We start from the raw sequence: 16571 nt of genomic DNA on the forward strand, positions 1-16571 counted from the left end.
GTTAACCGCACTAAACCTACTATAATATGTTTAAACAAAAGCTATTTTTTGCAGCTTTATTTGCCATATCCTTCTGTTCATTTCAAGCTTTTGCACAAACACCAAAGAAAATAAAAACAATTATTGTTGATGCAGGACACGGAGGCCAGGATGGCGGTGCACATGGAGGTTATGAAGGAGGATTGAATAGTTATGAAAAAAATGTAACCCTCGCAATAAGTAATAAATTGGTTGCTGAACTTAGAAAACAATTCCCCGAAGTAAGGATCGTCCCTACACGTACTACTGATATCTATCAATCTCCACCTGAAAAAGCAGATATTGCCAATGCCAATAAGGGGGACCTGTTTATTTGCATACATGCCGATGCCGCCGCTTTAAAGACCGGTAGCAGAATTACAGGATATAAAACAGTTACAGTTTACGATAGCAAAGTTGAATGGATAAAAAAGGGGAAAAAGAAAGTCAAAAAAATAATTAAGACCTCTCGTCAGGTAGAAAGGCCTATTATACAATATTACAAGATCCCTACGCAAAGAAGTGGTACAAGCGTATGGTTGTTTGGTGCTCATAAAACCAGTAAAAAACTTGAAGCTATTTTGGGTAGTGAAGACTTTATTGCACAAACCAGTTCTGATACCACTTATAACAGAGAAGATTTCAGTACTCCTGAAAAAAAGATATTAGCCGATATCTGGGCCAAACGTTTTCAGGAAAAAAGTATTCGGTTGGCTACTTTCGTAAATGAAGAAGTTGAAAAAACAGGAAGAGAAGCATTAGGTATTAACCAACGTCAGGTAGGTATTTGGGTATTACAAGCAACCAATATGCCTGCTATTTTAGTAGAAACAGGGTTCATTACCAACTACGATGACGAACGTTATTTGAATAGTGAAAAAGGCCAGCAGGAAATAGCCGAAGCCATAACCAGTGCCGTTAAACGCTATAAAGAACAAATGGAAAACCCAAAACTTGCGGAAATACCTGTTGTAGCCCCTTAATCTTTGCAGTACGCCCTTATCCATGGCCATTTATTTTAACATTTGCCATTAACCCGAGGAGATTTCCTATTTTTGGCAAACTAAAACAATGCTGTTTATATAATGACAATTTCTAACGAGACAAAAGTAGGTGCACTTACTTCCATAGCCATAGTATTGCTAATACTTGGATTTAATTTTTTGAAAGGCAAAAGTTTTAAGAGCAATAAAGTAAAATATTATGCTGTTTTTGATAATATACAAGGATTGGCTAACAGCAACCCGGTGATGATCAATGGGAAACAGGTGGGCACTGTATTCAATACTGATGGTGGTATGGATATGCGAAAGATCAAAGTAACAATGAATATGTCTATCCCGGTGAATATTCCTGATAACTCAGTTGCTGTAGTAACTACTTCTCTGCTTGGTACTACTTCTTTGGAAATAAAATTGGGGAATGCGACAAAATATTACACCAATGGAGATACAATTGCCACCGAAGCAAGTTCCGGTATGTTTGATGTGGCTTTACAAAAAGTTGATCCGGTTTTAGCACAGGTAAAAATTGCAGTAAAATCATTAGATTCTCTCTTAGGTTCTGTTAACAGTCTTTTTGATCCCAATACAAAAAATAATATCAAAGGCACGTTGGAGAATTTAAATAAAACTACAGCCAATCTTACCGTATCATCGGCCTATTTACAAACATTATTGAATACCCAAAGCGGTGCATTGGCAAAAACATTAAACAACGTAAGTTCTTTTACCGGAGCATTGGCCAGCAACAACGATAAGATGAATGACATTATGACCAATGTTGAAAAAACCACTGCTAATTTTTCTAAGCTGGATGTAGAAAAAACTCTGGCATCATTAAACGGAACTATTAATGAGCTGAAAAATACTGTTGGCAAGATCAATAGCGATAATGGCACTTTAGGACTGCTGCTGAATGATAAAAAACTATATACCAATTTGAATGCTACTTCTAATAAATTAAATTTATTGTTAGATGACGTAAGACTTCATCCCAAACGATATATCAATATCTCTGTTTTTGGTAAAAAGGATAAAGAGACTCCGTTGATGGTGCCTCTACCCGATACTGTGAATGCACCTTACTTAAATAAATAGGTAATGAGCAAAAGGCAATTTGCAATGCACTATCATACACACAACAAACTTTGCCGTTATTGGTTATTGTTATCTTCATTTTTAGCTTTTAGTTGTGCTGTTTTGGGGCAACAGCCTATTACTGCCCCTTCAGCAAACGACACTACAAGGATCATTCAAATTGTTCAGGGAAAGAGTTTAAGAGAGAAAACCATCGACTCTGCAACAACCCTCGAAACAATTGCCGGCAACGTTATTTTAAAAGAAGGGCTTACTACATTCATGTGCGACAGTGCTGTGATCAACCGTCGTACAAATATCCTGGAAGCTTACGGCAACATTCATATCAACCAAAACGACAGCATTCATACTTACGCACAGTATTTGAAATATATTGGTCAGGACAGAGTTGCTTTTCTGCGAAACAATGTAAAAATGACTGATAAAAAAGGCACACTGTTTACCAATGATTTTGAATATAATTTAGCAACCGGCATCGGGAAATATTCACGTGGCGGAAAAGTTGTAAATGGTGCTACTATACTTACCAGTGATGAAGGTGTTTATTATTCTGATACAAAGGATGTATATTTTAAAGACAATGTACATTTAACAGATCCTAAATATGATATCAGGAATGACAGTCTTTTATATAATACGCAAACACAAATTGCCACTTTTATCAGTGAGACTTATATCAAAAGTAAAAATGGTGGAGATATCTATACTAAAGAAGGCACTTACGATCTGAAAAATGGGAAAGCTTTTTTTGGCAAAAGATCAATCATAAAAGATAGTACACGTACTTATGTATCTGACAATAGTGCTTACGACGAAAAAAGCGGTATTGCTCAATTAGAAGGTAATGCTATCATTAAAGACAGTGTCAATGGATATACCATTCTTGGGAATCAGATATTTTTAAACAAGAATAACAACTCCTTTCTGGCAACAAGAAAACCTGTATTGATTTTTAAAGGCGAGGGTAATGATAGCACGTTTATTGCAGCAGACACCCTATTTTCGGGAATAGAAAAAAGAGACAGTCTGCAAAAACTGGACTCTTTGGTAATAGATACATTAAAAAACTCCACTACAGTAAATGCATCTTCGGATACAGCTATCCGTTATTTCCAGGCTTTCCATCATGTTCGTATTTTCAATGATTCATTGCAATCAGTTTGTGATAGCCTCTACTACTCTTCTTTAGATTCTACTTTCAAACTATTTAAAGAACCTCTAATTTTCAGCAATAACTCTCAAATATCAGGTGACACTATTTTTCTGTTTACCAAAAACAGAAAAATAGAGCGGCTGTATGCCTTTTATAATAGCATGATCATTAATAAGCCTGCCGAAAATATGTACAATCAGATAGGTGGCCGTACTTTGAACGGATATTTTAAAGATGGGGCATTAGATTATGTAAGATCAAAAGGTGCTCCGGCCGAAAGTATTTTTTATCCGCAGGATAAAGACAGTGCTTATATTGGTATGAACAGAAGTAAAGGTGATGTAATTGATATTTACTTTGTAAATAAAGAAGTTAACAAAGTAAAATTCATTAATGATGTAGATGGCACTTTATATCCGCTGCGTCAGATACCTGAAGATCAGAAACAATTAAAAGGTTTTGATTGGCAGGATAAACGCCGGCCTAAGAATAGATTTGAATTGTTTGAATGATTGCCCTCCAAATGATTCCTTTTACCAGTTTCAATAATTATTGGATATAAGAAACCACAACCCATTTAGAAACTGATGCGTCATATATCAATATCGCACTTCCAGTTTTGGCAGTTGCAATATTTCCTCCTGTGGGAGTAAGTATTCTATTAGCTGCATCACTTGAAGCATGACTGTTTGCTATAGTCATATTGTTAGCAGTGCTGTTGTATAATATTACTATTTTCCCCTCTACCCCGCCAGCTAATCCAGTAATAGTAAAGTTTCCTGTTGGTCCTGTTATTTTTACAAACGTTTTATTACCAATAGCCAAATTATGATTTGAATTCCCATTACCGCAGGTTATGGAACCCATCCTCGTAGCAAGATCTCCGTTTATATCCAAGCTTGTAGCAGGAGTTGTAGTGCCAATACCTACATCTCCCGTGCTATCTACAACAATTCTCTCTATGCCATTGGTTTTTATCCGCAAACTCACGCTATCTGTAGTACCTAAATAATTTGTTCCGCTATTTGTACCTGTATTACCTGTAGTTGCCCATGCTGATTGAGCTATTACATCCACCACTCTGCGTTTATTGATCACACCTGCAGAAGATACAGTTACCAAACTATCAGTTGATGCTCCTCCAGATAAAGAAGTTGCCGAAATAGTTCCTGAGAAAGTTTTATTTCCAGATATTGTCTGAGTACCTGTTGATGAAATTTGTTCTGTCCAACCAGAGCCGGTATAATAATTGAAAAAATTTGTTGTTGTATTAAATATCAATAATCCCGTAGCCGGTGTTGAAATTGCATCTCTTTGTGTAGTGGTCATACGTGGCACCAAAAATCCTTCGGTAGTACTATTAACTGCTAATCTTGCTGAAGCTATATCTGTGTAAGTTCCTCCAGATTGCAGTTGTAAATGCCCGTTAGTAAACATTTGCATACCAAGAGTTGTATTTCCATAAAATCTTATATTACCAGCTGCATTACGTGCAGATAAACTGATCCCTCCAGCCCCATTATTATCGATGTAAATACCATTTTGAACAAATGGCCCCGAAGTAGTATATCCAGAACCTGCAAGACCAAAATATGCATTAGAAGTAGAGTTGCTCATCAATAATTCATTTGCTGCAGCAACCCCCACACTATTGTTATTTAATAACATACCTGCAGCCCCATTTATATTTTGAGTAATGGTAAATGCCCTTGCAGCAGTAGATGTAGATGTTAGGGTCATGAGCGAAGTGCTATCAATCACTAAACGTTGAATATTATTTGTATAGAAACGCAGTGAATTATTTGAGGTAAGCCCAAATACATTTGTCGCTCCGGTATTGCCGGTCAATGACCATGCCGCGTTGTTTATAACATCGCTAACAGTACGTTTTCTTACCACCCCAGAAGCTGAAGTTAAAATACTATCAGTAGCTGCCCCACTTGCAAGTGTAGATAAAGTAAGTGCATCACTTAAGGTTTTGGCACCTGCAATTGTTTGGGTACCTGTAGTTATCACCCCTCTATTACTTGTACTTGCATCTGGCAGATTAAATGTATGCGTAGAACCTGATGACGAAATGGTGAAATTTGTTCCAGTTGTACTTGTTGCAAAAGTTTGTGTACTGCCGGTTAATCCTCCTAAAGAACTAATACCACTTCCTCCACTTACAGCCAATACATCCCACGCAGGAACAGCTGAAGTACCAGTATTAACATTAAATGCACCGGTAGTTGTATTAAATATCAATAGCCCAGTAGCTGGAAGAGGTATATTATTTCTTTGAGTAGTAGTCATTCTAGGAGCAAGCAATCCTTTCGATGTACTGCTTACGTCTAGCATTGCGCTTGTATCTGGCATAGCTCCATTGTCATTAATGGCTATATTTTGCCCATAACTATTTGATATAGTAAAAATTAGTAAAAGCGAAACGATAAGAACAAAATGTCTTTTCACTGTAAGGTGTATTAGGTATTAAGAATATTTTAGGTATAGTAGGGTATACCATATAATAACGTATTATTAATAAATATTATTGTAAAGATAAATAAAAACAATATAAAACCCCCTGAATGTGACTGTTTAATGCCACTTTCGAGGGGGTTAATTTGACTTAAATCAAACTTTGATTATACGATATGATTCCTTTTTCTATTGTTCCACAAATAATTTCTGTGTTGTTCTTGATTTATCCGGACTAATGATCTCTATTTGATAGGTACCGGCCGCAAGCGTTGTTGCTGGCTTAATTACCTGACTACTGTTTCCCTCATTATTTTGTAAACTATTATTGTATAGCACTTGTCCTAGATTATTGATCAATCTTACCTGATATGTTCCTGCTTTTTGATTACTAAACTGTATATTGATTGTGTTATTTTTTATAGGATTAGGATAAATGCTTATACTAGATGTATTTTTTTCAAGTGCCACTTTTACCACTGAGCTATATTTCATTTGTCCATTGGCGTCTACTATCTTTATCCTGTAAAAGTTATTCCCGGCAATGGCATTTTCATCGATCCAGTTATAGCTATTACTTGTATTATTTGTTCCATTCACATTTGTCACATCTACCTGGGTAAATGAAATACCATCCACAGATTTTTCTACTTCATATTTTACAATATTGATCTCATTTTCTACTTTCCATTCTACCTTTATTGTATTATTGGTTTGCAACGCTGCTTTTATATTACTTATGGTTACCGGTAAAACTGCCCCTGGTCTGAATACAATCTTAAATCTGTCCATTGCCTGTGAAGCCGCATCGCCATTGATATCAAAATCGTATGTTGTAGGAACATTTAAATGAACAAGAGTTGATGTCTTAAGATAACTATCTTCCAAAAAGCCCTGAAGTCCGGTTTGGGCTAAGTATGATGGAATAAATTCTAATCTGTATCTTCTTTGTGAGGTTCTCCAGGCTTTAAAGTATATAGTATCGTTTTGTGTCAACATACTTCTTCTTTCAACAGAAAAACTTAATCCATTTCTGATAAGTGTAAGGTTTTCATTTGTGTTTGAAGGTTTTGAGGCATCGTCCTGGTTTGTTTTAGAACTATATCTATCATCAAACTCAGTAACAACTCCATCAGCGATAACAGCTGTATCTGGTTGAAGCAAATACAAATTGCTACGTATAGAAGCTATTTTATTAGGAACAGATGGTCTGCCCATAATATTAGTATTTCCTACGCTGGTTTTACTGGTTTCCTCAAAAACTACGGATGCAGATGCTACATTACCATTTGTCACAACCATAAAAGCTTGTCCTGATTGAATTTCTTTTGTCATAGAACTAGCTCCGATAGACTTTGTAAAAACACCATCCCCATCTATATCATCCAACATTACCCATGATCCAACCGAGCCGATGGTAGGATCTAATACAAAAAAACGTTTTACTATATTATTTCTGGTAATATTATTGAAATCAATAGGTGACGCAAATGGATTACCTATTAATGTATATTTAGCCGAATCTTTTGCTGTAACAAAAGTTTGTGTGTGCGCCTGTAATTGTCCTATACTAGTAAGTGTGGTGGTATTACAAACCCCGCCGCTGTAATCAAAATTGTTATATACCCTGTCACCTCTAACAAACATAAAATAACCTGTATTATCAGCATTACCCGATGAACCGGATGAAACAGCTACTTTAGTATTTGATACATTTACAAAAGCTTGTGTATTGAAATTGAATGTCTTCATGGATACATTGTTCTGCGGACTGGCATCTAACCCATTTCCGCCTGCTCCTGTTGGGTTTGACCCAGTAACCCAGGTACCCTTACCCGCCTCATATACGCCCCCATTTTGCCATGTATTAAAAATGCTACCTGAACTTGTTACCGGTGCTGTCATCAAACGCCAGGCTCTTCTAGGTGGCATATATCTTTGTACCATTGCTTTTCCATAAATATTTGAATTTGCCGGCACCACATCAACCCTCGCTGTCAATGCTGCATCTGACAATAATGTCAAATTACTATCACAATATAAATGTCCAGAACTTACACTTAAAATATTACGAACCCTGCCCATTGATTTCAGAGCTGTTCCATAAGCAGATTTACTGGTAGTTAGATTATAAAAGGTAGTGGTGTTACTTCCTGATAAATAAGATTGAGTAGTATCTGCATAGCCACTAAACTTAACTGTACTTTGTGATTCTGAAAAATTCCCGTTGTTTATTAAAGCCGCATCTTTTATAACCAATGAAGGGGCTCCATTCATTACCATATAGCTTCTTGCACCAATAGTAAGACTTTGAGAAAAAATGGAATTGTTAACAAAAAGGAATGCGAAGAATAAACAGAGAAAGGTTTTGGTAAATTGTATTACCGAGACCGTCTGAAACCTTGGCAAAAAGATTGAGGGATAGCCATAGTACAGCTTTTTCATAAATAAGGGATTTTAAGGCTTTGTTTCAAGGGATCTTTGTGGATACCCTAATAATTCAAGTGATTTTAATATGTTTTATTGCTAAAACGAACTATCATCAAAACAATTAACGAGTTAAAACATGAATTATTGCCTGATATTATATAAAATCATATTTATGACATACTTAGAATACACTGAATTATAGCCATTTAACTCATTTTACAAGTTTTTCTTTTGTTGATCATAGGGCATAAATCAATTTATATTGTTAAAAACTGCAACAAAAAAAACTAAGTTTCTAACTAGAAAATCAGCAAAAAATCCAGTCTCAGTCATGTAAAATGAACACATTTACGCAATCGTTCCCAATTAAGTGCCTGATTCTTAGATTTTTCATATCAATTCCCCTATTTTTGTCAGCTAAATTTTAGATATATACATTATGGAAAATTTGATTTATGTAATACCAGCAATGGGTTTAGTGGGTCTTTTGTATACTTTTATTAAGTTCAATTGGGTATCTAAACAAGATGCCGGTAACGACCGTATGAAAGAGATCAGCAATTATATTGCTGAAGGTGCAATGGCTTTTTTGAAGGCAGAATATAAAATCCTTGCTTACTTTGTTGTTTTAGCTGCCTTATTATTAGGCATACTTGGTTATAGTAATGCTAACAGTCATTGGAGCATTGCATTAGCTTTTGTTTTAGGTGCTTTTTTTAGTGCATTTGCTGGTTTTATTGGTATGAAAGTAGCTACTAAGGCTAATGTACGTACAGCTCAAGCTGCACGTACCAGCTTAAGTAAAGCCTTAAACGTTTCATTTACAGGAGGTAGTGTAATGGGATTGGGAGTTGCAGGTTTAGCTGTTCTCGGTTTAGGAGGATTATTTATCATTCTTAAAATGGTATTTGCCCCGAATGCTGCTGTTAGCAGCCATGAAATGGAGCGTACTATTGAAATATTAACAGGTTTTTCTTTGGGTGCTGAGTCTATTGCTCTTTTTGCCCGTGTGGGTGGTGGTATTTATACCAAAGCTGCAGACGTAGGTGCTGACCTTGTAGGTAAAGTTGAAGCCGGTATACCTGAAGATGATCCTCGTAATCCAGCAACTATTGCAGATAATGTGGGTGATAATGTGGGTGATGTAGCAGGCATGGGAGCAGATTTATTCGGTTCTTATGTAGCAACTGTTTTAGCCACGATGGTTTTGGGAAGAGAAACAGATGCCCTTACTGATAATTTTCAAGGGATGTCTCCTATTTTGTTACCGATGCTGATTGCTTCTATGGGCATTTTATTTTCTATCATTGGTACTTTTTTCGTTCGTATTTCAGAATCGGTTGGCAACAGCACGGCTGCTGTACAAAAAGCACTGAACATGGGAAACTGGGGATCGATCGTTTTGACCGCTATTGCCTCCTACTTTTTGGTAAATTGGCTAATGCCGGAAACAATGACCTTACGTGGTCATGAATTCACTAAGATGGGGATTTTTGGAGCGATCATGGTTGGATTGGGTGTCGGAACATTAATGAGTATCATCACCGAATACTTTACAGCAATGGGTAAACGTCCTGTATTAAGTATTGTTCGTCAATCGGGAACAGGCCATGCTACAAATATCATCGGAGGACTTGCCATTGGTATGGAAAGTACTTTGTTACCAATTCTTGTATTGGCCGCTGGTATCTATGGATCATATGCTTGTGCAGGTTTATACGGTGTGGCAATTGCTGCTGCAGGTATGATGGCTACCACCGCTATGCAATTAGCCATCGATGCATTTGGCCCAATTGCTGATAATGCAGGTGGTATTGCAGAAATGAGTGAATTACCAAAAGACGTTCGTGAAAAAACAGATATTTTAGATGCCGTGGGTAACACTACAGCTGCTACAGGTAAAGGATTTGCTATTGCTTCTGCTGCACTTACTGCGCTTGCGCTGTTTGCAGCTTTTGTAGGTATAGCAGGTATCGATGGGATTGATATTTATCATGCGGATGTATTGGCTGGCTTATTTGTAGGCGGCATGATACCATTTATTTTCTCTTCATTAGCTATACGTGCCGTTGGTGAAGCTGCTATGGCAATGGTAGAAGAGGTTCGTCGTCAGTTTCGAACCATTCCTGGAATTATGGAAGGTACCGGAAAACCGGAATATGATAAATGTGTGGCTATCTCTACGCAAGCTTCTCTTAAAAAAATGATGTTACCTGGTGCTATTGCAATTTTATCTCCTATTATTATCGGGTTTGTTTTTGGCCCCGAAGTACTGGGTGGTTTTCTGGCAGGCGCTACCGTTAGTGGTGTACTGTTGGGAATGTTCCAGAATAATGCCGGCGGTGCTTGGGATAATGCTAAAAAAAGTTTTGAAAAGGGCGCTGATATAAATGGTACAATGTATTACAAAGGTGATGAACCACATAAAGCATCTGTAACAGGCGATACAGTGGGTGATCCATTTAAAGATACATCCGGGCCATCAATGAATATTTTGATCAAATTGATGAGTATAGTGTCATTAGTTATTGCACCTACCCTTGCAAAACTACATCACGATTCAATTGAAGCTAACCGAAAAGCTCAGATCGAAACGATGACAAAAATGAGTGCAGCTGAGCGTAATTAAGCAACATCTCAGATCTAAGAAAGCAAAGGTTGCAAATTGAAATAATTTAAAAAAAAAATTATTTCAATTTGCAACCATTGCAAACGCAAATGCGTCTATAGTAATACCTCTACAAAATTTTATTTCAAAAGATCAATATTGCAATGTCAATCAGTAATATATTATTGATTGAATTAAACTAGTCTAATCAGAACCATTATAACCAAAAAGTCCGGATGTTTCTACATCGGGGCTTTTTTATATCCACTATTTATAGTCCTACAATAGAATATTTTTCTTGATCACAAATAGTTTAGCGAACAAATCAAGAATGAACCTTTTGAAAAATTTTTAGTTTTTTTTATGAAATAATTTTTTACCTTCACGTACGAAATATATCGTACAATGACTACACTTAAAAATACCAGGCCCACTGAAGGTGAATTAGAAATACTACAAGTACTTTGGGATAAGAACACTGCCTCTGTGAGAGAAGTACATGAGGAATTACTAAAAGGGAAAGAAGCCGGCTATACCACCACCCTCAAATTGATGCAGATCATGTTTGAAAAAGGGTTGGTTAGTAGAGATAGCAGCAGCAAAGTCCATATATATAAACCTTTAGTAAGTAGAGAGAAAACCCAATCGCTATTTTTAAATAAGATGATAGATTCTTTGTTTGCCGGTTCTTCTGCTCAATTAGTAATGCAGGCACTTGGCAACCACAAAGCTTCCAAAGAGGAGTTGGATGAAATAAGAAATTATCTCAACAGCATAAAATAGAATCAGCATATGCTTACTGCTTTTTTTGAGAACGCATATTTTTTACAATCCCTTGGATGGGCTATAATGAATAGTTTCTGGCAAGTAGGTTTATTATGGTTGGTTTATCAACTCATTGTTGGAGCAAAACCAAACGCTCCTGCCGTTTTCAAACACAATCTGGCTTTTACTTTACTCATACTTTCTTCTATTTGGTTTGTCAGTACGATTCTGCGATCTTATCAACATATCAAACATTCCGCTATCGCTTTTTTCTCTCTATCAGTTACACCCGATATACTTTCAACTATTAATGCGGCACTACCCTTGCTGGCTGTAGTGTATGTATTATTCCTGTTCTTTTATTTGATCAAATTTTCAGGGATAGTTTTCAAAACCGCAAAATTGAAAAACAATGACTTGACAAAACCTGATATTGATATAAGACTGTTTGTAAACAACACTGTTTTACATTTAGGTATAAAAAAGAAAGTAGATGTATGGATATCAAAAAATGTTGATGTTCCATCTGTGATCGGCTTTTTTAAACCGGTCATATTATTACCCGTTGCCGCTATAACACAACTCAGCACTCAACAAACAGAGGCAATCCTGCTGCACGAATTGGCGCATATCAAAAGAGATGATTTTTTATTGAACATATTACAAACAGTTGCAAAGTTGATGTTATTCTTTAATCCTTTTGCAACTTTATTATGCAGAGAAATAGAAAATGAAAGAGAAAACTGCTGCGATGACTGGGTGCTTAATTATCAATACAACAGGGAAACATATGCCAACGCATTATTGCAAATAGAAATACACAGACAGCAAAAAACCTTATTGGCATTGGCTGCCACGAATGGTAAAAAACAATTGCTCAATAGAATTAAAAGACTGTTTGCTTCCGAACCCTATACTTTTTTAAACGAAATTCAAAAGGTAAAAATTATTACAGTTGTTTTAATTGCAACTTTTGCTATTATATCGCTTATCCCAATAAAACCGTTGACAAATAATGCTGCAATCTTTACAGATAGCAAGAAAATTTATGCTGCTGCAAAGGTTCACCCTATTACCCCAAAAAGCACACCATTTGTTCATCCAACTATTGCGAAAACAAGAAAAAACGTAACCCTAAAAAACAATGCTACTCCTAAATCTGTCAATATAATAGATACTAAAGAGGAAGACTTCCCTATTGCTCTCATCAATGAAGATTTGTTTAAAAATAAGCCATCGAACTTTTCTATTCTTCCTGTATCTGAAAAAAATGAATTAACTACACCTAAATATTTTGTAAGAATAGAAGACCAAAGTTCGGGTGAAAAAAATAATAATACTTACTATTTTCAATTATCGAAAGACAGTGGCAAAGCTGCAATCAAACCAATTATATTTATTAATCAACCTGTAAAAAATAAAGCCGCTGCAAAAAAATTGCCCGACACATCATCTATGCCGGGCAAAAGAGTTACCACTTAATATAATACTATCTTAATTTATTAATTGGTTGTGTTACTGTTACACCATTTTTGTCGATGAATTTGATATACAGCACTCCTGCATTATATGTTGAAATATCAAAGTCAAATTGATTTTTTCCTGCTTTCAACAATTTTTCGGTTATTGCCAATTTTCTTCCCACACCATCTGTAATAATAAACTTGCCATTACCATTCTCCGCATTGGTTACTGATACAGTGATATTATTTTTTGCAGGATTAGGCCTGACTGACAAACTAAATGTAGCGGAAGAATTGTTGATCTTTCTTATTTCACTCAATTCATAGGTGCCGTCTTTATTCACTGTTTTGATCTTATAATAGTTGATGCCGTCGGGCATTGCATTATCTGCAAAAGTATATATATACCCATTTCGATTATGGGATGCAGTTAGTTTCCCTATATTTTGATATGTAATTCCGTCACTGCTGCGTAACATTTCGAAATGATCAGTTTTTTGCTCATTAACAGTGATCCATCTCAAAGCGTTATATCCTGTCATTTTCAATACTTCAAAACTTCCCATTGTTACAGGCAGCACCCCTATCCCTAAAAATCTCATACTCCAGTTACAAGATTCATCAGTACAATTTACCTGATCAACTGCTATATAATAATCTGTATTCAGCAACAGATCTCCAAAAGTCAAATTATCAGTTGATGTAACAACCGTTTGACAATTTGAAGGAGTAACAGCAGCTGCAGTATTACAATCTGTAAGTACAGATACCCTGATCCCATTCGGACAAGAGCTCAACCCATCTCCAGAATTTCCCCCGTCAAAATCAATACTCAATGTTCTGTCTACAGCCACTGCAGAAGTATGTATCTTATAAAATATGGATCTGCATGCCGGTGTTCCGCAATAAGTTGCTTCGCCAATACTCTTGCCGGTACATTCGTTTGTATACCCAGTGGCTGCTCCAGCGCTTGCGTTGGCAGTTAAAGGCAGTCCGGTACTGCATGAGTTATTGGTTGGAGCAGGCTCCGGAGCGGTATAGCTGGTACAAAGCTTACACCCTGGATTTGCAGAAAAACTTGCTGTAAAAGTATGAAAGACTCCATCCGCAGTTAAACCTGTAATGGTTCCTGTCAATGGCGAGGTAAATGGAGCAGTTAGCACTGTGCTATGCCCCTCTCCATCTGTTATGGTTAATGTTCCTGAAACCGGCGCATTCGTAAAACTAACGCTATAGTCCACACTATATATATTATTGTTACAATCTCCTTTTGGAGCAACAACCAGTTCATTTACTAAACATGGACATTCGATACCTGCAGTGTTACCGGTATTATTTGTGATATTAATTGTAGCAGGTAAATTTTCATAATTAGTTACCAGTACCAGGTAATACTGGCCAGCCACTGCTGAATTTATCGAAACATTCCCTCCGTTAGTTTCCGCATAGTTGCATCTGAGAGGAGTGCCCAAAGCGGCTCCGCAAGGAAATCCATTGCTGCCTGCACCTCCTGTGCCGCATGTAGGCGTGCTTGGAGTAAGCCCTGTAAAAGGCCCCCATATTGCAAAATCTACATCCTGATCTGGCACACTTTTAATATTCCAACGGATATTTCCATTAGATGTTATTTTGATCCAATGATATTCCGGATTGGGAGCACTTAATAAACAATCGTAATCAGCATCGGTGCCAGCCCCATCTTCAGGCTGATCTACCCCAGCCGAAAAAGAAAAAGGAGCACAAATTTGCGTGGCAGTTGCACAGGTCGAAGCTGGTGGGGCTCCAGGCGTTTTAAATTGCAGTGTATTCCTGCAGGAATTATTCCCTACATCTTCGGCATTTAGCGGAATTACAAACCATTCATATATAGTTGAGTAGCTTAACTCCCCTCCTAAAATAACACTATTGCCAGCTACACTACCCAGATTGACAAATCCCCCTCCATTGGTCACATCTCTTACATATAAAGCGTACCCGGTGGCATCAGCCACAGATGTCCAGGTTAACGTTGCAGGAAAAGTAATCAAACTGTTATTTACCGGAGATATCGGAGTGGGGCATCCAATCGGTGCAGCACTTGTTGCATTCACACATAATTCATAATCCCGGGTGGCATCTTGCGTATAATCAGCTTCACGCCACATTCTTAAATATACCACAGTACCTGGAGTTAAGGGCCCCACACCGGTAAAAACAGGTATTCCTCCATCAATGGTACATTGACTGCTATTGGTTATTTCTCTAAAGGTCGCTCCAGAGCATGTGGCAGATGATGAAGTATACATTACCCAATCAAAATAAGTGCTATTAGAGTTTACAGTTAGATCGACACTAAAATAACCCGAACCCGGTACAACGATCTTATACCACCAATCCCTGGTTGTTGCTCCAAAAAGATTACAATCTACAGTAGGTAATATAACACCAGAAGATGCTGAAGTTGAGTTTGTAAACTCAGTACCGACCCCATTATTAATAGTAGCCGTAACAATACTTGCGCATGATGATCCAATTGGATTCACAGTAATCTCCGGGGCATTACAAGGTTCATCTGAGCCGTTTTGTGCAAAGATTGATACAGATAAAAGGATGAACTGCAACAGCAAGGTTGCTTTTATTATTCTCGACATAAAAGTAGTTTAGATAAATTAATTATAAACCGCTAGCCGTTATCTCTGCATCGGAAAATTCAAAATTCTTTTTGAGGATCTGGCGTATATATACCGTAGGTGCAGATAATTTTATTTGTCCAGTTTTACTGCTGTAACTGAAGGCCAGAATATTGGGGGCACTTCTAAAATCCGCATTGATCTGTGTAGACGTTTTTTTGCGCCAGAGCTGGAGCAATTCCTTGTTATATAAACTAACCGAAGTTTTCTCGGTTGCCTTTGAAATAACCACAATAGAACGCTTACTCCTTTTCTGAGTATCAGACTTATAATATAATGTCTGCAACTTTTGGGCTGACAGGAATTTGACCGAAAAGAGTAAAATGAATAAAGTAATTTTTTTTATCATATAATAATTTTTAAAGAATTCTCTAATTGAAAATTTCATTAAATAAAACATCCGGTTTAAGAATATACCATCATCCTCAATTTACTTTATTTGAACTAGCCGTCAAAATATACCGAAAGCAATTTTTAAAACTTCGCTAAATATCCATAAATATTAAATATTTTAACTATCTGTTTCACTCCAAAAAAATTCAACAAAAGCTGAGAACAAAAAACAAAGCTGCCATTATTACCGATTATTTTAAAAATTGAAATATTTGAAAACAATCGGAATTCCCGAAGATTTTTGCATGGTGAGCACAAGTATCCAAAATAATTTACCAGGCCTAAAAACGCCTTTTTAACTTTCCGGATATAATAATTAATGATAATAAGCATTTTTATATAAAATAAAATTGAATATGAAAATTGTATTTTATTGTATATCATTTATTTAAAACAATTTTGTTTAAAATAAATTTCACTGAAGTTTTTCTGTCACATATCGATTAATTAGTAAAAAATTCGTGTGCTAATTTCTAAATTATAATTTCAACAAATAGTATTTAATTCATTTTA

The 16571-nt window shown here is 36.4% G+C and carries 10 protein-coding genes; 6 read left to right on the forward strand and 4 right to left on the reverse strand.

All coding sequences use genetic code 11. From position 1 onward, the window contains the following. Positions 1–26 precede the first annotated feature (26 nt). The 3 genes from LK994_RS13135 to LK994_RS13145 all read left to right on the forward strand — a co-directional run bounded on the left by LK994_RS13135 (position 27) and on the right by LK994_RS13145 (position 3782). Entirely contained in the window at positions 27–1001 is a 975-nt protein-coding gene (locus LK994_RS13135; RefSeq protein WP_229760550.1) for an N-acetylmuramoyl-L-alanine amidase family protein, read from the forward strand. A 102-nt stretch (positions 1002–1103) separates the two neighbouring features. Further along, positions 1104–2117 carry an MlaD family protein gene (locus LK994_RS13140; protein ID WP_229760551.1) on the forward strand — a complete coding sequence of 338 codons (1014 nt, stop codon included), beginning with the start codon at positions 1104–1106 and terminating at the stop codon, positions 2115–2117. A gap of 3 nt (positions 2118–2120) precedes the next feature. Beyond that, entirely contained in the window at positions 2121–3782 is a 1662-nt protein-coding gene (locus LK994_RS13145) for an OstA-like protein (RefSeq protein WP_229760552.1), read from the forward strand. Between the two features lie 37 nt (positions 3783–3819). On the opposite strand, the gene LK994_RS13150 is transcribed toward LK994_RS13145, so the two are convergent. Both LK994_RS13150 and LK994_RS13155 read right to left on the reverse strand, forming a co-directional pair. After that, positions 3820–5724 carry a beta strand repeat-containing protein gene (locus tag LK994_RS13150; protein WP_229760553.1) on the reverse strand — a complete coding sequence of 635 codons (1905 nt, stop codon included), beginning with the start codon at positions 5722–5724 and terminating at the stop codon, positions 3820–3822. Between the two features lie 195 nt (positions 5725–5919). Then, positions 5920–8175: a T9SS type A sorting domain-containing protein gene (locus tag LK994_RS13155; RefSeq protein WP_229760554.1), complete on the reverse strand. Its 2256-nt coding sequence runs from the start codon at positions 8173–8175 to the stop codon at positions 5920–5922. Between the two features lie 424 nt (positions 8176–8599). On the opposite strand from LK994_RS13155, the gene LK994_RS13160 reads away from it, so the two are divergent. The 3 genes from LK994_RS13160 (at position 8600) to LK994_RS13170 (ending at position 13015) form a co-directional block, all read left to right on the forward strand. Beyond that, positions 8600–10789 carry a sodium-translocating pyrophosphatase gene (locus LK994_RS13160; protein WP_229760555.1) on the forward strand — a complete coding sequence of 730 codons (2190 nt, stop codon included), beginning with the start codon at positions 8600–8602 and terminating at the stop codon, positions 10787–10789. A 384-nt stretch (positions 10790–11173) separates the two neighbouring features. Further along, positions 11174–11551 carry a BlaI/MecI/CopY family transcriptional regulator gene (locus LK994_RS13165; protein ID WP_229760556.1) on the forward strand — a complete coding sequence of 126 codons (378 nt, stop codon included), beginning with the start codon at positions 11174–11176 and terminating at the stop codon, positions 11549–11551. A 9-nt stretch (positions 11552–11560) separates the two neighbouring features. After that, a complete protein-coding gene (locus LK994_RS13170) occupies positions 11561–13015 on the forward strand; it encodes a M56 family metallopeptidase (protein ID WP_229760557.1) in 1455 nt (484 codons plus the stop codon). Between the two features lie 7 nt (positions 13016–13022). Here the strand turns inward: LK994_RS13170 and LK994_RS13175 are convergent, their stop codons facing one another. Both LK994_RS13175 and LK994_RS13180 read right to left on the reverse strand, forming a co-directional pair. After that, on the reverse strand, positions 13023–15626 hold the full coding sequence (locus tag LK994_RS13175) for a T9SS type A sorting domain-containing protein (RefSeq protein WP_229760558.1): 2604 nt from the start codon (positions 15624–15626) through the stop codon (positions 13023–13025). 22 nt (positions 15627–15648) lie between these two features. Beyond that, positions 15649–16014 (reverse strand): hypothetical protein, encoded by a 366-nt coding sequence (locus tag LK994_RS13180; RefSeq protein ID WP_229760559.1) that lies wholly within the window; start codon positions 16012–16014, stop codon positions 15649–15651. Positions 16015–16571: the final 557 nt, after the last annotated feature.

The organism is Ferruginibacter lapsinanis (assembly GCF_020783315.1).
In the GTDB taxonomy this organism is placed as follows: Bacteria; Bacteroidota; Bacteroidia; order Chitinophagales; family Chitinophagaceae; genus Ferruginibacter; species Ferruginibacter lapsinanis.